The following is a 20049-nucleotide window of genomic DNA, read 5'->3' as shown; positions in this document are numbered from 1 at the left end:
AGAGTCACATCCTTTTTATATAATGTTCTTTATTTTCTGAATTATTCATGAGAGAGTTGACGACATGCAGAATATTTTGCAACATTTTCGAAAAGATGAACAACCATTTATCGAACGTGTCATTGAATGGAAAAAAGAAGTGGAAGATCGATATGCCCCGAAATTAACCGTGTTCTTAGATCCGAGAGAACAACATATAGTACAATCCGTTATTGGAACTCATGATGAAATTAACGTTTATAGTGAAGGGGCGTTTCAAGAAGCGGAAAGGAAAAGGTTGTACATTGCCCCATCCTATTTTGAACCAACTATAAAAGATTTTGAAATTATCATATTAAAATTAACATTCCCTTCTAAATTTGTTGAATTAAGGCATCCGGATGTGTTAGGAGCTTTGCTTTCCTTAGGAATTGACCGCAAACATTTTGGAGACATCCGTATTGATAAGGAAATTATTCAATTTGCCTGTACAAAAGAGATTGCACTATACGTGAAAACTAATTTGACGAAAATCGGCAGGGTAAATGTGCGGATTGATGAATTAGAAAACATGGAAGAGCTAATTCTTCCGCAAGATGAATGGATAGAGAAAGTGCTTACTGTATCTTCAATGAGATTAGATGCGATATTATCAAATAGTTTTAATATTTCAAGGCAAAAATCCCAAAACTTAATTCGTGGAGGTAAAGTAAAAGTTAATTTTGCTCTTTGTGAAGAAACATCCTATGAGCTGCAAGAAGGGGATACAATTTCTTGTCGAGGCTTTGGGCGTTTCAAAATTACACGTATTGAAGGGCGAACGAAAAAAGACAAAATTCGATTAACAATAGGACTATTTGAGCGAAAGTAAGATTGTTTTAAAAATTTACTGTAAAGAACTTCATCGAACGTTATAATAATAATTATAAGCTTACATTTTGACTAAAGGAGTGCGAGACCATGCCACTATCACCTCTTGATATACATAATAAAGAATTTACGAGGGCTTTTCGAGGTTATGCAGAAGACGAAGTAAATGAATTTTTAGATCAAATTATTAAAGATTATGAGCTCATTATTCGAGAGAAAAAAGAGCTTGAAGAAAAGGTAAAACAAATGACTGCTCAAATGGAGCACTATAATACAATGGAAGATACTTTGCAAAAATCGATTGTCGTAGCGCAAGAAGCGGCAGAGGAAGTACGCAGAAATGCTCAACAAGAGGCAAAACTTATCATTAAAGAAGCGGAAAAAAATGCGGATCGTATTGTCAATGAAGCATTAGCAAAAGCACGGAAAATAACAATTGAAATTGATGCATTAAAAAAGCAATCAAAAGTATTCCGAAACCGTTTCAAAATGTTAGTAGAAGCGCAGTTGGACTTGTTGAATGCCGATGATTGGGATCACTTAATGGAATACGATATTGGATTAACGGAGATACAAGAACAATTTAAGTTAGAGGATGAAGAAGAATTTCTTAAAAATAGTACATCAGAACAAGAAAAATTGTAATAATTTTCTTAATACTTGACTGGGTGGTATGATTTTCATATACTGATACACAGGAATTTAATCAACAGGGATAATAGGTGTTGACGGAGACAGTATTTTTTGCTTGCGGCAACTAGCGATTCGAGGGCGGTGGAAGCTCGAACAAGCAGCAAAAAAGAAAATCGCTCCTGAGCCAAATCACTGAAAGGAAAGTAAGTGATTTCGTTTTACACGACGTTACAGTGTCATGAGGCAACGGTCAATTATTTTATTGACGTTGTGAATAAGGGTGGTACCACGGGCAATCGTTTCTCGTCCCTATAGGGATAGAGAAACTTTTTTTATTTTGAGAGTGATTTTCTATTTTGCAAAATCCAAATTTAAAAATACGTATAGGTCAAAATAATTAAAGGAGGAAGTTGAATGGTAGAGTATAAAGATACGTTATTAATGCCTAAAACTGATTTTCCAATGCGTGGAAATCTTCCGGTTAACGAACCAAAAATTCAAGAAAAATGGGAACAAATGAATATTAATAAGCTGGTAAATGACCGTACGAAAGGCCGTCCAGAATTCGTATTACATGATGGTCCTCCATATGCAAACGGGGATATTCATATTGGACATGCATTAAATAAAATCCTTAAAGATATGATTAACCGTCATCGTTCTATGACAGGTTACCATGTTCCATATATTCCAGGTTGGGATACGCACGGGCTTCCAATTGAACATGCGTTAACGAAAAAAGGTGTTAATCGCAAAGAAATGTCAATTGCCGAATTCCGCAAACTTTGCGAAGAATATGCTTACGAACAAATTGAAAATCAAAAGGCCCAATTCAAGCGTTTAGGCGTACGGGGTGATTGGGAAAATCCATACATTACATTAAAACCTGAATTCGAAGCCCGCCAAATTGAAGTGTTCGGCCGCATGGCGGAGAAAGGGTACATTTACAAAGGGTTAAAACCTGTTTACTGGTCTCCGTCTTCCGAGTCTGCATTGGCGGAAGCGGAAATTGAATATAAAGATGTGAAATCACCATCCATTTATGTGAGCTTTGAAATTAAAGACGCAAAAGGCGTTGTTCCTGAAGATGCAAAATTCATCATCTGGACAACTACACCTTGGACAATTCCAGCTAACTTAGGTATTTCTGTTAACCCGGAATTTTCGTATGCCGTTGTGAAAGTGGATGGCAACTTATATATCGTTGCAAAAGAATTGATTGAAAACGTTTCAAAAGAAATTGGATGGGAACAAGTTGAAATCGTTCAAGAAGTAAAAGGACAACAATTGGAATATATTGTGGCGAAACATCCATTCTATGACCGCGATTCTTTAGTAATGGTTGGAGAACACGTAACACTCGATGCAGGTACTGGATGTGTTCATACTGCACCTGGACACGGGGAAGACGACTATATCGTAGGGAAAAAATACGGTTTGGACGTATTGAGCCCAATCGATGACCGAGGCTGCTATACTAATGAAGCACCTGGATTTGAAGGCATGTTCTATGATGATGCCAATAAAGTGGTGACTGAAAAATTAAAAGAGGTCGGCGCTTTATTAAAATTAAATTTCTTTACGCACTCCTATCCACATGACTGGCGTACAAAAAAACCGGTTATTTTCCGTGCGACGCCGCAATGGTTCTGTTCCATCGAACCGTTCCGTGATCAATTGTTGGAAGCGATTGAAAATACAACATTTACACCAAGCTGGGGTAAAATTCGCCTTTACAACATGATTCGCGATCGTGGTGACTGGTGTATTTCCCGTCAACGGGCTTGGGGTGTGCCCATTCCGGTATTTTACGCTGAAAATGGAGAAGAAATTATTACGCCAGAAACAATTGCTCACGTAGCAAAATTGTTCCGTGAACACGGTTCAAATATTTGGTTTGAAAAAGAAGCAAAAGATTTATTACCTGAAGGTTTTACTCATCCAGGGAGTCCAAACGGAAAATTTACGAAAGAAAAAGATATTATGGACGTGTGGTTCGATTCTGGTTCCACTCACCAAGGTGTGCTTGTTGAACGAGGCATGAAATATCCTGCTGACCTTTATTTAGAAGGTTCTGACCAATATCGTGGATGGTTTAACTCATCGTTAATTACATCTGTTGCAATTAATGGACATGCTCCGTATAAAGGGCTTTTATCTCATGGGTTCGTTCTAGATGGTGAAGGACGCAAAATGAGTAAATCCCTTGGAAACGTCATCGCTCCTGAACAAGTGATGAAACAATATGGTGCAGATATTCTTCGTCTATGGGTTGCTTCTGTAGATTATACAGGTGATGTTCGTATTTCGATGGACATGTTAAAACAAATTTCTGAAGTGTATCGTAAAATCCGAAATACGCTTCGTTATTTACACGGGAATCTATATGATTTCAATCCAAAAACGGACCGAGTTCCATATGAAGAATTGCGTGAAGTGGATCAATATATGTACATGCGCTTGCAGGATGTATTAAAACAAGTGCGTGCTGCATATGACAGATATGATTTCTCAGCAGTTTATCATTCCATCAACAACTTTGTGTCTGTTGAATTGTCAGCATTCTATTTAGATGTTGCGAAAGACGTAGTATATATTGAGGCGCCAAACAATCCAGCTCGCCGTGCGATGCAATCAGTGATGTATGATTGCTTGCACACATTATTAAAGGTTCTAACACCAATCATCCCACATACGACGGATGAATTATGGTCATATTTAAATGAAGAAGAAGCTTCTGTTCAATTAACAGACTTCCCAGAAGTTGATGAACGCAGCAACTTCAAAGAACTTCGTGAAAAATGGAATCAAGTGATGGAGATTCGTGACGAAGTATTAAAAGCTTTAGAAGAGGCACGTAACGCGAAAATCATTGGTAAACCATTAGATGCAAAAGTGGCTGTTTATGCAGATGATGAAGAAGTATTAGCATTATTAAATGATGAACATGTTGACTTTAAACAAATTTCACTCGTATCACAATTTGTTGTTCTAGGCAATAGAAAAGATGCACCAAACAATGCTGTAGAGCTAGATAAAACATCCATCGCTGTTGAGAAAGCGAATGGTGAAAAATGCGAACGTTGCTGGTCTTATGCTGAAACTGTTGGACAAAACGAAAAACATTCAACATTGTGTGCTCGCTGTGCAGAAATTGTAATCAATCATTACGAATAATGAATAGACCGCTTTTGAATTACTTTTGTAATTCAAGGGCGGTTTTTGTTTGCAAATACATCTTTTTTAATAAAATGGTTAGTAGGGAAATTTAATGGAGCGATATATGAATTTGTAAGATTGTTACAAAATGGTTTTTCACATGAACAATGGAGTTATCTACACGAGCGAGGAGTGTATCCGCACAAGTAGGAGAATTATCTACACGAGCGAGGAGTGTATCCGCACAAGTAGGAGAATTATCTACACGAGCGGGGAGTATATCCGCACAAGTAGGAGGATTATCTACACGAGCGGGGAGTGTATTCGCACAAGTAGGAGGATTATCTACACGAGCGAGGAGTGTATCCGCACAAGTGTTTTGTAATTTTACATCGGAATTGAAATAAAAGGAATGTATGAGTAAAATGTTTGTAGGCAAAATTAACCCCCTTCATTTGGTGAAGGATCGAAAGATCGTTCACCAAATGAAGGGGCCACCAAGCGAAAGCGCGGTAGGATTTAAGCAAGAAACATGAAAAGGAGGGTTACTCCTTGGTAGAATTATAGTCGACAAAAACCACACCACCAAAGGAGGTAACCCTCATGCAAAAGAATAACACAGTATATCCAAATTTAAAACAGATTGAGCAATTAGTTTGGAGGCAATTACAGGAAACCTTCTCAGAGGTCATGAAAACACTATTAGAGGACATGGACAAGCAGATTGCTGAAGAACGAAATAAAAAGCGTTATCGTCTACTCGATAAGCGTACTACCACTATTATCAGTCTTTTTGGCGAAATAAAGGTGAAACGGAACTACTACCGAGACAGGGAGAAAGGTGAATATGTCTATCTGCTTGATCGCTTTTTGGAATTCGAAGGGACAGGCTCCTTTAGTCCGCTGATAGAAGAAGCGGCTCTAGAGCTTGCCATTACGGGGCCATCCTATCGAAAGGCAGAACGCACGCTTGAAACACTTTTAGGATACCGAGTGATTAGTCACGAAGCTATACGTCAACACCTGTTACAGATTGAAAGTATCCCAAAAGAGCGACAGCCTGTAAACTATCCTGTCCTATTCGTGGAAGTAGACGGCCTATATGTGAAACGTCAAGGAAAAGGAAAACGGGGCAAGGAAGAAAAAATTGCAGCGGTTCATCAGGGCTGGGAAATCAACGGAAAACGAGTAAGTTTGAAAGACAAACGCCATTTTATTCACCGTGGGAATCAGCCATTTTGGGAGGCGTTTGAGGATTTTCTCATTGAAAACTTCGAGTATGACCCAACTGTCCATAAGCTAGTAATAAACGGGGATGGTGCCGGATGGATTACAGCCTGTCGAGACCATTTTAAAGGCAGGGCATTCTTTTCAATTGACCGTTTCCACGTGGCAAGGGATATTCGCAGCTTATTCCGTAAGCATCCTCGCTATCGCCAAATGCAAAAGGCACTAGCTTCCTATGACAGTCAGAAACTACTTACGGAATTAAACAGTGCTGTTGGAACACTAGAGACAGAGGATCAGGAAGAACGTCTTGAACAATTGATTCGTCAACTAGAAAAATATCCTGAAGCCCTCGGGGATTACCGGAAGTGGCTCCGAGAACAAGGTATTGACACCAAAGGAATGCGTCCAATGGGAAGTGCCGAGGGAACAATGAGTGTCTTCGCAAAAAGACTCAAAAATGGACGTAGCTGGGTAGAAAAAGGCGTAAGTGCCATGATTACTGGATTGGTGGCTTTCCTAGACAATCTGGCATTGAAAACATTATTTGGGAAAGTCGAAAGATGGACAGAAACCAAGGGAGAAAAGAATCCTCCGAAACATTATGTTGAAAAGGTGACAAGCACAGTTGGAGAAGCCACAAGAGACAATCTCCTATACTTGAAAGGTAAAGCCAATACTCCCATATACAAAGCCCTAAAAGCACTGACTGGTTTTTAAAAAAAAAGAAGAATTTTTTACCAAGAGAGTACCCTGAAAAAGTGAATTCGCTTTCAAAAAATAGCAATTAAAAAAGTTGCCCACAAATACTTGACTCAATCAAAAGGAATAGTTTCTCTGTATTAATTGAAGGAATATGTTAGAATAATGAAGATATATAGGCAAACGGGGGAAAGAATGTGTTTAAATACTACGTTTTAGCACTATTCATCATATTGATTGATCAAATTACAAAATGGTTTATCGTGACGAGGATGCAAATAGGTGATCGGATTGGCATATGGGATCCTTGGATTGGTATTTTAAGTCATCGAAATCGTGGAGCAGCTTGGGGAATGCTTCAAGGACAAATGTGGATTTTTTATATTGTCACGATTATTGTAATTGTCGGTGTGATTTATTATTTTCATAAAGAAGGAAAAAATAAGCCTTTCCTTGGCGTCAGTTTAATGATTTTATTAGGTGGAGCATTCGGCAACTTTATTGATCGAGTTTTTCGAGGTGAAGTGGTTGATTTTATTGATGTTTTCATTCCAATTATCCGCTATGATTTTCCTATTTTTAATGTAGCTGATGCGGCATTGACGATATCCGTAGTCATGCTGATAATTGTGATATTAAAGGAAGATCAAAAAGAACAGAGAAAGGTGAAACAATGACAGTTGTATCCATAACAATTGAAGCAGAACATGCAGGAGAACGAATTGATAAAGCTTTATCAACTATTCAAGAGGACTGGTCTAGAACACAAATATCAAATTGGATTGAAGAAGGGCTAATAAAAGTAAACGGCAAGGAAGTAAAGGCTAAATATAAAGTAAAAGAAGGGGATTCTATTGAAGTAGATGTTCCCGAACCTGAAATACTTGAAGTAATCCCTGAAAATTTAGAGTTGGATATTGTGTATGAAGATTCTGATGTACTTGTTGTGAATAAACCAAGGGGGATGGTAGTTCATCCTGCCCCAGGACATATGACAGGTACATTAGTGAATGGCTTAATGTATCATTGTAAAGATTTATCTGGAATTAACGGGGTTCTTCGTCCAGGGATTGTTCATCGCATCGATAAAGATACTTCTGGTCTGTTAATGGTTGCTAAAAATGACCAAGCCCATCATTCGCTTGTTGAACAGTTAGTGAATAAAACAGTAAAACGAAAATATACTGCATTAGTTCATGGACATATTCCACATAATAAAGGTACAATTGATGCTCCCATTGGTCGGGATCCGAAAGACCGCCAAAAACAGGCTGTTGTCAACAATGGAAAAGAAGCAATTACTCATTTCCAAGTGTTGGAACGTTTTGGAGGAAAATATACATTAGTGGAATGTCAATTAGAAACAGGTCGCACTCATCAAATTCGCGTTCATATGAAATATATCGGTTATCCATTAGTGGGAGATCCGAAATATGGTCCAAAGAAAACGATTGATTTTGGAGGACAAGTTTTACATGCAGGTGTTTTAGGTTTCGTGCATCCTAGAACAAATGAATTTATGGAATTTGAAGCACCTTTACCTCATGATTTTGTAAATTTACTTGAACAATTAAGAAAAGAGTGTTGACTTGGAAGATAATTAGTTCTATACTTTACAGAAGTAGAATAACATCAATCGACAATAAAATATGAGTACCTTTAATGGCAGTCCAGAGAGGCTGAAAAGGTAATGAGATATGTTGGATGGAATGGGTAAGGCCCTATTATATCTAATTTGGGTGAAGTGTACCCAATTTTAACAGGGGTTCCTATATTCAATTACTATACCAACATACTATTTTACTGTAACTTCAACCTCTTAAGCTGGCGGCTTAAGAGGTTTTTTTGTGCAAAGTGATTGGATTATGAAATAAGGAGGAATTTATGAATGGCTCAAGTCACAGAATTGTTAGACGCACAGGCGATGAACCGAGCGTTAACGAGAATTGCTCACGAAATTATTGAACGAAATAAGGGAATTGACAAAGTTATTTTAGTTGGCATTAGGACTCGCGGTACTTATCTTGCAAGGAGATTGGCTGAGAGAATCGAAAAAATTGAAGGTACAAAAGTTCGCACAGGTGAATTAGATATTACATTATACCGCGATGATTTATCTACGAAATTTGATGAGGACGAGCCAACTGTACAACAAGTGGATATTGATTACGTTGTGAATGATCAAAAAATAGTTCTTGTTGATGACGTGCTCTATACAGGTAGAACTGTACGCGCAGCACTTGATGCAGTGATGGATTTAGGGCGTCCTGCTCAAATACAGCTTGCTGTATTAATTGACAGAGGACATAGGGAATTGCCAATTCGGGCAGATTATGTTGGGAAAAACATTCCGACTTCCAGTTCTGAAAAAATTGTTGTTCATGTAACAGAAGTAGACGGAAAAGATCAAGTTACTTTACACAAATCAAACTAATGAAGATAGAGAGGTAAAATTATGTCAAATCAAGTTATTGATATTAATGAAAAACCTTCTAGTGGACAACTCATTACATTAAGTTTTCAACATATGTTTGCCATGTTCGGATCGACGATTTTAGTGCCCCAATTAGTTGGGTTAAGTCCAGCGATTGCACTTTTAACAAGCGGTATTGCAACAATAATCTTTTTGATTGTAACACAATTTAAAGTACCAGCTTATTTAGGTTCATCCTTCGCATTTATTGCACCGATGTTATTAGTATCTGGCGGTTTAGATCCAGAGGGTGCAGCAGTGAATCCTGGAAATGCAATGATTGGTGCGATGGCAGTTGGTTTAGTATATGGAATTGTTTCATTACTAATATATAAAACCGGCTATAAATGGATTATGAAAATATTGCCAGCTGTTGTAGTAGGACCAGTTATCATGGTAATTGGACTTGGACTTGCTGGAGTAGCGGTAGATATGGCAATGAATATTTCAGTGGAACAAGTAAATTCTGATACAGGTCAAACAGAATTAGTAAAACAATATAGTGGCTGGCATTTTTCAGCAGCATTAGTGACTTTATTTGCAGCGATATTTTTCAACGTGTTCTTTAAAAATATTTTAAGCGCGATGCCAATTCTTTTAGGATTAGTAGTCGGGTATATATATTCCGCAATCATCGGTATCGTAGATTTTACAAAAGTAAAAGAAGCATCATGGTTTGCAGTCCCAGACTTTTTAATTCCTGGAATTCATTATGAGTTTAACGTAACATCAACAATTTTATTAGCCATGGTTCCAATTGTGATCGTAACGATTTCAGAACATATCGGTCACCAACTTGTATTAGGAAAAATCGTTGAACGAAACTATATTAAAGATCCAGGATTGCACCGCTCCATCCTTGGTGATGGTTTAGGTACATTTGTAAGTGCGCTAATTGGTGGTCCACCGAAAACGACTTATGGAGAAAACATTGGTGTATTAGGCATTACGAAAGTGTATTCAGTGTATGTCATCATGGGTGCTGCAGTGATTGCAATATTACTTTCATTCTTCGGTAAAGCTATGGCGTTAGTACAAACAATTCCAACAGCCGTTTTAGGAGGAATCTCCATCCTATTATTCGGGATTATCGCATCAAGTGGTCTTCGAATGGTTGTAGAAAACAAAGTTGATTTTGGTCAAAACCGCAACATGGTTATAGCATCTGTCATTTTAGTGGTGGGAATTGGTGGCGCAGCAATCAGATTTACTGAAGCATTTGCGATTGAAGGTATGGCACTTGCTGCTATTGTTGGCGTTATCTTAAACTTAATCCTTCCGGGTAGAGAAAAGAATATAGAAGAATTTAAATAAGAAGATATTCAATAATCCTTTAATGATTTGTCCAGTGAGGCAAAAAAGGAGACGAATGGCAAGTGCATACTTGTCATCCCTCCTAAGCCATGTATATGGCAATGAGTGTAAATAAAATTAGGAGGAAACTGACAATGAAAAATTTACTTTCAATGGAACATTTATCAAACGATGAAGTGTTGGCTATTTTAGAAAGAGCAAGAGAATTTGAACAGGGAGCGGAAACGAAGCTACCACGTTCCTATTATGTAGCGAATTTATTTTTTGAACCAAGCACTCGAACAAAAACAAGTTTCGAAATGGCAGAACGAAAAGTAGGATGTACAGTCATCCCCTTTGAAGCAGGATTTTCAAGTATGCTAAAAGGGGAAACTTTGTACGATACTGTAAAAACGTTGGAAATGATTGGACTTGATGCGGTTGTCATTCGGGCAAAGGAAGATGAATACTACAAAGAATTGCTTGAAGGAATTAATGTCGGCATTATTAACGCCGGTGATGGAACAGGACAGCATCCATCCCAAAGTTTATTGGATTTATATACGATTTATAAAGAATTTGGACGCTTCGAAGGTTTAACAGTAACGATTGCAGGGGATATCTCTCATAGCAGAGTTGCAAAATCTGATGCCATCGCATTGCGACGATTAGGAGTAAATGTAAATTTCCTTTGTCCTCCTGAATGGGCCGGTAATTTTGAGGCACAGCACGCATGGAACGGTCTGTTAGAAGAAAGTGATGTGATTATGTTGCTTCGAATTCAACATGAACGACATGATGTATATTTTTCTAAGGAAAATTATCATCAACAATTTGGGTTGACACCCGAACGAGAAAAGCAAATGAAGGAACATGCAATCATCATGCACCCGGCGCCAGTCAATCGGGATGTGGAAATTGCTTCAGAACTAGTGGAATGTGGACGTTCAAGAATTTTTCAACAAGTACAAAACGGTGTATTTGTTCGAATGGCAATTCTTGAAACAATTTTGAAGGAGAGATAACATGGCGACGTTTATAGAGAATATCAAGATGTTAAATGACCACGGTGAACTTGTTGAAACAACGATTACGATTGAACAAGGCAAAATTGCTGCAATCGGTGAATCAAAACCAGAAAATGCTGAAGTAATTGATGGAAAAGGAAATTTTGTTTCTCCAGGATTTGTCGATGTACATGTTCATTTAAGGGAACCTGGTTTTGAACATAAAGAAACAATTGAAACGGGTACTCGATCAGCTGCTAGAGGTGGATTTACAACAATTTGTGCTATGCCAAATACAAAGCCTGTACCAGATTCTGTTGAAAACCTTGAATATATTAAAGGATTAATTAAAAATAGTGCAGTGGTTCGTGTCCTTCCTTATGGCTCACTTACTGTTGATGAAGCCGGGGAAAAACGTACCAATATCGCTGAATTAAAAGAACATGGTGCTGTAGCTTTTTCAGATGATGGCGTGGGCGTTCAACTTGCTGCAACAATGTATGAACAAATGCAAGATGCAGCAAAAGTTGGTGCAATTGTTGTTGCCCATTGTGAAGATAACTCATTAATCTATGGCGGGGTAATGCACGAAGGGGTTCGTAATAAACAATTAGGATTACCTGGAATTCCAAGCGTTTGTGAATCGGTACAAATTGCGCGGGACGTATTACTTGCCGAGGCAGCTGGGGCAAGATATCATGTTTGTCACGTTTCTACGAAAGAATCCGTTCGTACAGTAAGAGATGCTAAAAAAGCGGGCATTCGTGTTACTGCAGAAGTTTGTCCACATCATCTCCTATTAGAAGATATGGACATTCCAAGTGATGATGCAAATTGGAAAATGAATCCTCCGTTACGAGCTTCAGAAGATAAAAAAGCTTTAATTGAAGGATTACTTGATGGTACGATCGATTGCATCGCCACAGACCATGCACCACATACTACTGAAGAAAAATGTTGCGGAATGGTTGGAGCTCCTTTTGGAATTGTAGGATTTGAAACAGCCTTTCCATTGCTTTATACAAAATTTGTAGAAACAGGAATTTTTACACTAAAACAATTAGTGGATTGGATGGCTACAAAACCTGCTGAAATTTTCGAGCTTCCTTATGGAAAAATTGAGGTAGGTGCACCTGCTGACTTAACAATTATTGATTTAAATAAAGAGAAAACAATTGATGCAAATGAGTTTTATTCTAAAGGTCGCAATACGCCATTCAATGGATGGAAAGCAAAAGGTTGGCCGGTCATGACAATCTTTGAAGGAAATGTGGTTTATAAGGAGGAAGAATGATGAAAAAGCGTCTCTTAATTTTGGAAGATGGGACAGTATTTCAGGGAGAAGCGTTTGGAAGTGAACAAAGCAGTCAAGGAGAAGTTGTTTTCACAACTGGGATGACTGGGTATCAAGAAACAATTACTGACCCTTCTTTTTACGGTCAAATTGTAACATTTACTTATCCATTAATCGGTAACTATGGAATAAACAGCGATGATTTTGAAACGATTGCTCCTGTTATTCGAGGTGTTGTTGTTCGTGAATTAACGAAAATCCCATCAAATTTCCGTTCTGAAATCACTTTGGATGAGTATTTAAAAACACATAATATTCCTGGAATTGAAGGAATTGATACAAGAAAACTTACTCGCATCATTCGTTCAAAAGGTGCAGTTCGTGCGATGTTAACTGCAGCAGGCGAGGAAGTGAATGTAGAAGAAATTGTTAAACAATTAAATGAAACGCCTTATTTGAAAAATCATGTAAAAGAAGTTTCGACAAAAATGCCATTCCAAAGTCCTGGTAGAGGGAAACGAGTAGTGCTAATGGACTTTGGAATGAAAAACGGGATATTGCGTGAATTAAATAATCGTCATTGTGATGTTCTTGTAGTTCCTTATAATACACCTGCTGAAAAAATCATGAGTTTTCGTCCAGAAGGCATTCTATTATCCAATGGTCCAGGTAATCCCGCCGATGTAACAGAAGCTATTGAAACAATCAAAGAATTAATTGGGAAAGTTCCGATGTTTGGTATTTGCTTAGGGCACCAATTGATTGCATTGGCTTGCGGTGCGAAAAGCTATAAGTTACCTTTCGGACATCGTGGTGGAAACCATCCAGTAAAAAATCTTCAAACTGGTGTTGTTGAAATCACTTCGCAAAACCATGGTTATGTGATCGATGAAAACTCATTGGAAGGTACGGATTTAGAAATTACGCATGTTTCATTAAATGATGGTACAATCGAAGGTTTAAAACATAAAAAACATCCAGTCTTTTCAGTGCAATTTCATCCGGAAGCTTCACCAGGTCCGGAAGATTCGAACTATTTATTTGATGAATTTATTGCATTAATGGAACGAGCAGGGGAGGAAATAGCATATGCCAAAGCGTAAAGATATTGAAAGCATTTTAGTTATTGGTTCAGGTCCTATCGTTATTGGGCAAGCTGCAGAATTCGATTATGCTGGTACTCAAGCTTGTCTTGCATTAAAAGAAGAAGGATATAAAGTGATTCTAATAAACTCAAACCCTGCAACGATTATGACAGATACAGAAATTGCAGATAAGGTTTATATCGAACCGATTAGTTTAGAGTTTGTTTCCCGAATATTGAGAAAAGAAAGACCAGATGCCATACTTCCAACTCTTGGTGGACAAACTGGATTAAATATGGCAATTGAACTTCAAAAATCAGGTATTTTGGATGAATTAGGGATAGAAGTATTAGGAACAAAATTAGAAGCAATCCATCATGCAGAAGACCGTGAATTATTCAGAAGTTTGATGTTTGAATTAGGTGCTCCAGTGCCTGAATCCGACATCGTTCATAGTGTTGAAGAAGCAAAAGGCTTTGTTGAAAAAATCGGCTATCCAGTGATTGTTCGACCAGCCTTTACGCTAGGAGGTACTGGCGGAGGAATTTGTCACAATGAACAAGAGTTGGAAGAAATTGTTTCAAGCGGTTTGAAATACAGCCCAGTGAAACAATGTCTACTTGAAAAATCCATTGCCGGCTACAAAGAAATTGAGTTTGAAGTAATGCGCGACTCGAAAAATAATGCGATTGTTGTATGTAGCATGGAAAACGTGGACCCAGTTGGTATTCATACTGGTGACTCAATTGTAGTAGCACCAGTCCAAACGTTAACTGATCGGGAATATCAAATGCTGCGCAAAATCTCATTAGATATAATCCGCGCATTAAAAATCGAAGGTGGATGCAACGTTCAATTAGCCCTTGATCCAAACAGCTTCAACTACTATGTGATTGAAGTGAATCCGCGGGTATCCCGTTCATCTGCTTTAGCATCCAAAGCAACAGGTTACCCGATTGCAAAAATCGCTGCAAAAATTGCGGTTGGTTTAACGCTGGATGAAATTAAAAACCCTGTTACCGGCACTACATATGCAGACTTCGAACCTGCCATCGACTATGTAGTAGCAAAAATTCCACGTTGGCCTTTTGATAAATTCGAATCAGCAAAACGAAATTTAGGTACGCAAATGAAAGCCACTGGGGAAGTAATGGCTTTAGGACGTAATTTTGAAGAAGCAATCTTAAAAGCAGTTCGCTCTCTCGAGACTGGCCATGTTCATATCGATTTAAAACATGCAGAAGATCATGATGATAACTGGATTGAAAAACGCATTAAGAAAGCAGGCGACGAACGGCTATTCTTTATCGCTGAAGCAATGCGCCGCGGTGTCGCTGTGGAACAAATTCATAAATGGTCACAAATCGATTTATTCTTCCTATATAAACTGAAAAACATTATCGACATGGAGACTGTTCTTTCTGAAAATAAAAATGATTTAGAAGTGTTGAAACAAGCAAAACGTCTAGGCTTTGCAGATCAAAAAATTGCTGAGCTTTGGGATATGGAAGCGAAAGAAATTTACGAACTTCGCAAAGCAAATGGTATTGTACCGGTTTATAAAATGGTTGACACTTGTGCAGCGGAGTTTGAATCAGCAACTCCTTATTATTACGGAACTTACGAAGAAGAAAATGAATCGATTGTTTCCGACAAACCATCTGTCATCGTGCTTGGTTCTGGTCCAATCCGAATTGGACAAGGCGTTGAGTTCGACTATGCAACAGTGCATTCGGTTTGGGCAATTCAAGAAGCAGGGTATGAAGCAATTATTATCAACTCAAACCCTGAAACGGTATCAACAGACTTTTCAATTTCCGATAAACTCTACTTTGAGCCTTTAACGATTGAAGATGTAATGCACATTATCGATTTAGAAAAACCGATTGGAGTAGTAGTACAATTCGGTGGACAAACAGCAATTAACTTAGCAGATAAACTTGCAGCAAATGGTGTGAAAATTTTAGGTACATCATTAGAAGATATCGACAGAGCAGAAAATCGCGACTTGTTTGAACAAGCTTTAAAAGAATTAGAAATTCCACAGCCAGAAGGGGACACTGCAGTTTCATTAGATGAAGCATTGGAAATTGCAAAGAGAATCGGCTTCCCGGTATTGGTTCGCCCTTCTTACGTTCTTGGCGGCCGTGCAATGGAAATCGTTTATAACGAAAATGAATTGAAACATTATATGGAAAATGCGGTAGAAGCTTCTCCAGATCATCCTGTATTAATTGACCGTTATTTAACAGGTAAAGAAGTGGAAGTAGATGCGATTTCTGATGGAGAAAATGTACTCATTCCTGGCATTATGGAACATATTGAACGGGCTGGGGTTCACTCAGGTGACTCAATATCTGTTTATCCACCACAAAGTTTAACGCAAAAACAAATTGATACGATTGTGGATTACACAACTAGATTGGCTAGAGGATTAAATATTGTCGGTTTAATGAACATCCAATATGTCATTTCAGATGGAAATGTATATGTCATTGAAGTAAACCCTCGTGCATCAAGAACAGTACCGTTCTTAAGTAAAATTACAAACATCCCGATGGCGAATGTTGCAACAAAAGCGATTTTAGGTCAATCAATTGTTGAACAAGGTTACGAAACAGGTCTAGTTGAAGAGAAAAAAGGTGTATATGTAAAAGTACCTGTATTCAGTTTTGCAAAACTTCGACGCGTCGATATCACACTTGGCCCTGAAATGAAGTCAACTGGTGAAGTAATGGGCAAAGACATAACGTTAGAAAAAGCGTTATATAAAGGGTTGGTTGCTTCAGGTATAGAAATCAAACCGTATGGAACTGTGTTATTTACAGTAGCCGATAAAGATAAAGAAGAAGCCATTAGCCTTGCAAAACGTTTCCAATCTGTAGGTTATCGCATCATGGCGACAGAGGGAACAGCGAAAAAATTCGAAGAAGCAGGCATACGAACAGAAGTAGTAGATAAAATTGGGGGCAAAGGCAAAACGTTGGTGGATGTAATCCAAAACGGTGAAGCACAAGTCGTAATTAATACTTTAACGAAAGGAAAACAACCTGCCCGCGACGGTTTCCGCATTCGTCGAGAAACTGTTGAAAACGGCATTCCTTGTTTAACATCATTGGATACAGCTAACGCTTTAATAACAGTCATTGAATCCATGACATTTGCAATACAGGAAATGCCGAAAGCGGAGGTATATTCATGATTCGACAAGAACGTATGACGGTAGTAAGCCAAAGGGAAATTGCAAAAGACATTTTTGAAATGACTTTGCAAGGTCAAATTGTTCAGGAGATGTCTCCTGGACAATTTGTTCATATACGAGTTTCAGATTTGTTGGAGCCTTTGTTAAGACGCCCAATTAGTATAGCGAATATTCAGAAAGAAGCAGAAGAATTTACAATTATTTATCGAGCTCAAGGGAGAGGGACAAAAGTTTTATCTCAGAAACAAGTTGGCGATGAAGTAGATGTATTAGGTCCTCTCGGTAACGGTTTTCCAGTTGAAGAAGCACGTGAAGGTGAAACGGCTCTTCTTGTTGGAGGAGGGATCGGTGTGCCCCCTCTATATGAGCTGTCAAAGCAGTTAAATGCTCGAGGTGTTCGCACCATCCACGTATTTGGCTTCCAAACAGAAGAGTTAGCGTTTTATGAAGAAGAGTTTTCAAAATTGGGCGAAACCTATTATGTAACGGATGATGGTTCAAAAGGATTTAAAGGATTTGTAACGGATTTATTGAACGAATTAAAACCAGATTTTAATATCTTTTATTCATGCGGCCCGCTGCCGATGTTAAGAGCATTGGCTTCAATGTATGAGGAGAAAAAAGGATATTTATCCCTTGAAGAACGAATGGGCTGCGGTATTGGTGCTTGTTTTGCGTGCATTTGCAAAACAGAAGAAGGGCAAGAGAAAGACTACGTTAAAATTTGTTCAGATGGTCCTGTATTTGAGAAAGGAGTTGTGAAATTATGAATCGATTAGATATCCAACTCCCTGGTTTGCAATTAAAAAATCCGATTATGCCTGCTTCTGGTTGTTTCGGATTTGGCCGTGAATATGCCGGGTTGTATGACCTTTCCAAGTTGGGAGCCATTATGATTAAAGCAACGACAGTAGAACCACGACTTGGAAATCCGACGCCTCGTGTAGCAGAAACACCTGCTGGAATGCTGAATGCCATCGGATTACAAAATCCAGGACTCGAAAAAGTCATGGCTGAAGAATTGCCTTGGTTAGAACGCTTTGATGTGCCGATTATCGCCAATGTGGCAGGTACAACGCCGGAAGATTATGTGGAAGTGGCAAGACGCATTTCAACTGCTCCAAATGTCAAAGCATTAGAATTAAATATTTCTTGCCCGAATGTAAAGCAAGGAGGCATTACGTTCGGAACAGACCCTGTGATTGCTAGAGAACTTGTAGAACAAGTGAAGGCCGTTTCTCAAGTTCCTGTATATGTGAAACTTTCACCTAATGTAACGAATATCGTGGAAATGGCACAAGCGGTTGAAATAGGCGGAGCCGATGGAATTACGATGATTAATACATTATTGGGCATGCGACTCGATGAAAAAACTGGAAAACCAGTCATCGCCAATGTTACAGGAGGACTATCCGGTCCAGCGGTAAAACCGATTGCTTTACGAATGGTTTATGAAGTATATAAAGCGGTAGATATTCCGATTATCGGTATGGGTGGCATTTCTTGCGTTCAAGACGTAATCGACTTTATGTCTGCTGGTGCATCAGCAGTTGCAGTAGGTACAATGAACTTTATCGATCCTTTCATTTGTCCGAATATAATTGATGCCCTTCCAGCGAAGTTAGATGAGCTTGGAGTAAAGCATATTAAAGAGATTATCGGAAGGAGCCATCGTTAATGAACAAACCGATTATCGCGTTAGATTTTCCGAGTGAAATTGAAGTTTTTCAGTTTTTAAACCAATTCGATGAAAAATTGTTTGTAAAAGTTGGAATGGAGCTTTTTTATCAAGAAGGTCCTGATATTGTAAGAAAAATTAAGGATTTAGGACATGATATATTCCTTGATTTAAAACTTCATGACATTCCAAATACAGTGAAATCTGCAATGAAAGGGCTAGCTCGTTTGGGCGTTGATTTAGTAAATGTGCATGCAGCCGGCGGAAAAAATATGATGGAAGCAGCCATTGAAGGATTAGAGGCAGGAAGTGCTGACAAAAGGCCAATGCTCATTGCCGTGACTCAATTAACGTCTACAACGGAAGAACAAATGCAAAAGGAGCAAAAAATCCCATTATCCTTGTTAGATTCAGTATTGCATTATGCACAATTAACGAAAGATGCTGGATTAGATGGAGTTGTTTGCTCTGTTCATGAAGCAAAAAATATTGCGGATGTATGTGGAGAAACGTTCTTACGAGTGACACCTGGAATTCGACTGCCTGGTGGAGATGCTCACGATCAGAAACGGATTGCAACTCCTGACTATGCCCGAATTAATGGCTCTTCTTATATTGTTATTGGACGAGCAGTGACTAAAGCAGAAAATCCTGTAGAAGCTTATAAAAAGGTATGCCAACTTTGGGAGGGAATTTAATGGCTATTGAAAAAGAAATTGCCCAAATCATGTTATCAGTAGGTGCTGTTGAATTAAACGCATCGGAATTATTTACTTGGGCAAGTGGAATTAAATCACCCATTTATTGTGATACACGTTTAACAATTTCTTATCCAGAAGCAAGAAAACAAATTGCGAAAGGTTTAGCGGAAAAAATTAAAGAACATTTTCCTGAAACAGAAGTGGTTGCAGGCACAGCAACAGCAGGAATTCCTCATGCTGCATGGGTGAGTGATGTATTACAATTGCCAATGGTATATGTGCGTTCCAAACCGAAAGATCATGGACGAGGCAATCAAATTGAGGGGAAACTAGAACCAGGTCAGAAGGTAGTTGTTGTAGAAGACATCATTTCAACTGGCGGTTCATCACTTACTGCAGTAAAAGCATTAAGAGATGCAGGATGCGAAGTCGTGGGTGTTGTATGTGTTTATACATACAATTTGCCAAAAGCCGAGGATGCTTTTGAAAATCAGGGTATAAAGTATGTCAGCTTAACGAATTTCGACTATTTAATTGAAGCGGCAAAAGATTCTGGTGCTATTAAGTCCGACGATATTCCATTCTTAAAAAATTGGCATGAAGATTTGAAAGCTGGTAGATTATAATAAAAAAATTCTCCTGAGTCATTAAAATGATTCAGGAGAATTTTTTTTAAGCAAAACCAGGAAAAAATCTCCAGTAGATGCGGTGCGGGATGAAAAGGATTGCCCTGGACTGAAAATAGT

Annotated in this window: 17 protein-coding genes and 1 other annotated feature; of the genes, 16 read left to right on the top strand and 1 reads right to left on the bottom strand. The window is 38.4% G+C overall.

The annotated features are described in order from the left end of the window. Positions 1-64: 64 nt before the first annotated feature. From NSU17_RS03345 to ileS, 3 genes are all read left to right on the top strand, one after another. Complete coding sequence (locus tag NSU17_RS03345; RefSeq protein WP_016837492.1) at positions 65-850, top strand: YlmH family RNA-binding protein; 786 nt, start codon at positions 65-67, stop codon at positions 848-850. Between the two features lie 89 nt (positions 851-939). After that, complete coding sequence (locus tag NSU17_RS03340; protein WP_016837491.1) at positions 940-1494, top strand: DivIVA domain-containing protein; 555 nt, start codon at positions 940-942, stop codon at positions 1492-1494. A 71-nt stretch (positions 1495-1565) separates the two neighbouring features. Continuing rightward, positions 1566-1796 (top strand) — a binding site (T-box leader). A 100-nt stretch (positions 1797-1896) separates the two neighbouring features. Further along, positions 1897-4659, top strand: a complete 2763-nt coding sequence (ileS, locus tag NSU17_RS03335) for an isoleucine--tRNA ligase (protein ID WP_340433075.1) — start codon at positions 1897-1899, stop codon at positions 4657-4659. Between the two features lie 91 nt (positions 4660-4750). Here ileS and NSU17_RS03330 read toward each other — a convergent pair whose 3' ends face one another. Beyond that, positions 4751-5080 carry a hypothetical protein gene (locus NSU17_RS03330; RefSeq protein ID WP_340704275.1) on the bottom strand — a complete coding sequence of 110 codons (330 nt, stop codon included), beginning with the start codon at positions 5078-5080 and terminating at the stop codon, positions 4751-4753. 164 nt (positions 5081-5244) lie between these two features. Here NSU17_RS03330 and NSU17_RS03325 point away from each other — a divergent pair, with 164 nt between their 5' ends. The 13 genes from NSU17_RS03325 (at position 5245) to pyrE (ending at position 19929) form a co-directional block, all read left to right on the top strand. Continuing rightward, on the top strand, positions 5245-6588 hold the full coding sequence (locus NSU17_RS03325) for an ISLre2 family transposase (protein ID WP_340704274.1): 1344 nt from the start codon (positions 5245-5247) through the stop codon (positions 6586-6588). Positions 6589-6767: 179 nt separating this feature from the next. Continuing rightward, positions 6768-7247 (top strand): signal peptidase II, encoded by a 480-nt coding sequence (gene lspA / locus NSU17_RS03320; protein ID WP_096550603.1) that lies wholly within the window; start codon positions 6768-6770, stop codon positions 7245-7247. Beyond that, entirely contained in the window at positions 7244-8158 is a 915-nt protein-coding gene (locus NSU17_RS03315) for an RluA family pseudouridine synthase (protein ID WP_096550604.1), read from the top strand. Before lspA ends, NSU17_RS03315 begins: the two co-directional genes overlap by 4 nt. 300 nt (positions 8159-8458) lie before the next feature. Beyond that, positions 8459-9004, top strand: a complete 546-nt coding sequence (gene pyrR, locus NSU17_RS03310) for a bifunctional pyr operon transcriptional regulator/uracil phosphoribosyltransferase PyrR (protein ID WP_016837486.1) — start codon at positions 8459-8461, stop codon at positions 9002-9004. Positions 9005-9025: 21 nt separating this feature from the next. Next, a complete protein-coding gene (locus tag NSU17_RS03305; RefSeq protein ID WP_016837485.1) occupies positions 9026-10357 on the top strand; it encodes a solute carrier family 23 protein in 1332 nt (443 codons plus the stop codon). Positions 10358-10491: 134 nt separating this feature from the next. Beyond that, entirely contained in the window at positions 10492-11361 is an 870-nt protein-coding gene (locus NSU17_RS03300; protein ID WP_096550605.1) for an aspartate carbamoyltransferase catalytic subunit, read from the top strand. 1 nt (position 11362) lies between these two features. Continuing rightward, positions 11363-12637, top strand: a complete 1275-nt coding sequence (locus NSU17_RS03295) for a dihydroorotase (RefSeq protein ID WP_340704273.1) — start codon at positions 11363-11365, stop codon at positions 12635-12637. Continuing rightward, positions 12637-13740 (top strand): carbamoyl phosphate synthase small subunit, encoded by a 1104-nt coding sequence (locus NSU17_RS03290; RefSeq protein ID WP_096550607.1) that lies wholly within the window; start codon positions 12637-12639, stop codon positions 13738-13740. The genes NSU17_RS03295 and NSU17_RS03290 overlap by 1 nt, the downstream gene beginning before the upstream one ends. After that, positions 13727-16924 carry a carbamoyl-phosphate synthase large subunit gene (gene carB / locus NSU17_RS03285; protein WP_340704272.1) on the top strand — a complete coding sequence of 1066 codons (3198 nt, stop codon included), beginning with the start codon at positions 13727-13729 and terminating at the stop codon, positions 16922-16924. Before NSU17_RS03290 ends, carB begins: the two co-directional genes overlap by 14 nt. Continuing rightward, entirely contained in the window at positions 16921-17694 is a 774-nt protein-coding gene (locus NSU17_RS03280) for a dihydroorotate dehydrogenase electron transfer subunit (protein WP_340704271.1), read from the top strand. The genes carB and NSU17_RS03280 overlap by 4 nt, the downstream gene beginning before the upstream one ends. Next, complete coding sequence (locus NSU17_RS03275) at positions 17691-18602, top strand: dihydroorotate dehydrogenase (protein ID WP_168411959.1); 912 nt, start codon at positions 17691-17693, stop codon at positions 18600-18602. Before NSU17_RS03280 ends, NSU17_RS03275 begins: the two co-directional genes overlap by 4 nt. Next, entirely contained in the window at positions 18602-19300 is a 699-nt protein-coding gene (gene pyrF, locus NSU17_RS03270) for an orotidine-5'-phosphate decarboxylase (RefSeq protein WP_016837478.1), read from the top strand. Before NSU17_RS03275 ends, pyrF begins: the two co-directional genes overlap by 1 nt. Next, positions 19300-19929, top strand: coding sequence for an orotate phosphoribosyltransferase (gene pyrE / locus NSU17_RS03265; RefSeq protein WP_340704270.1), 630 nt, complete (start codon positions 19300-19302; stop codon positions 19927-19929). Before pyrF ends, pyrE begins: the two co-directional genes overlap by 1 nt. Positions 19930-20049: the final 120 nt, after the last annotated feature.

This window comes from Ureibacillus sp. FSL K6-2830 (assembly GCF_038004145.1).
In the GTDB taxonomy this organism is placed as follows: Bacteria; Bacillota; Bacilli; order Bacillales_A; family Planococcaceae; genus Ureibacillus; species Ureibacillus thermosphaericus.
Note: the sequence above shows the minus strand (reverse complement) of the source record. Positions and strands in the feature narration are given on the sequence as shown.

Coding starts and splice junctions, on each gene's coding strand:
- NSU17_RS03345 (WP_016837492.1), top strand. CDS start 65: ATGCAGAATATTTTGCAACATTTTCGAAAAGATGAACAACCATTTATC.
- NSU17_RS03340 (WP_016837491.1), top strand. CDS start 940: ATGCCACTATCACCTCTTGATATACATAATAAAGAATTTACGAGGGCT.
- ileS (WP_340433075.1), top strand. CDS start 1,897: ATGGTAGAGTATAAAGATACGTTATTAATGCCTAAAACTGATTTTCCA.
- NSU17_RS03325 (WP_340704274.1), top strand. CDS start 5,245: ATGCAAAAGAATAACACAGTATATCCAAATTTAAAACAGATTGAGCAA.
- NSU17_RS03315 (WP_096550604.1), top strand. CDS start 7,244: ATGACAGTTGTATCCATAACAATTGAAGCAGAACATGCAGGAGAACGA.
- pyrR (WP_016837486.1), top strand. CDS start 8,459: ATGGCTCAAGTCACAGAATTGTTAGACGCACAGGCGATGAACCGAGCG.
- NSU17_RS03305 (WP_016837485.1), top strand. CDS start 9,026: ATGTCAAATCAAGTTATTGATATTAATGAAAAACCTTCTAGTGGACAA.
- NSU17_RS03300 (WP_096550605.1), top strand. CDS start 10,492: ATGAAAAATTTACTTTCAATGGAACATTTATCAAACGATGAAGTGTTG.
- NSU17_RS03295 (WP_340704273.1), top strand. CDS start 11,363: ATGGCGACGTTTATAGAGAATATCAAGATGTTAAATGACCACGGTGAA.
- NSU17_RS03290 (WP_096550607.1), top strand. CDS start 12,637: ATGAAAAAGCGTCTCTTAATTTTGGAAGATGGGACAGTATTTCAGGGA.
- carB (WP_340704272.1), top strand. CDS start 13,727: ATGCCAAAGCGTAAAGATATTGAAAGCATTTTAGTTATTGGTTCAGGT.
- NSU17_RS03280 (WP_340704271.1), top strand. CDS start 16,921: ATGATTCGACAAGAACGTATGACGGTAGTAAGCCAAAGGGAAATTGCA.
- NSU17_RS03275 (WP_168411959.1), top strand. CDS start 17,691: ATGAATCGATTAGATATCCAACTCCCTGGTTTGCAATTAAAAAATCCG.
- pyrF (WP_016837478.1), top strand. CDS start 18,602: ATGAACAAACCGATTATCGCGTTAGATTTTCCGAGTGAAATTGAAGTT.
- pyrE (WP_340704270.1), top strand. CDS start 19,300: ATGGCTATTGAAAAAGAAATTGCCCAAATCATGTTATCAGTAGGTGCT.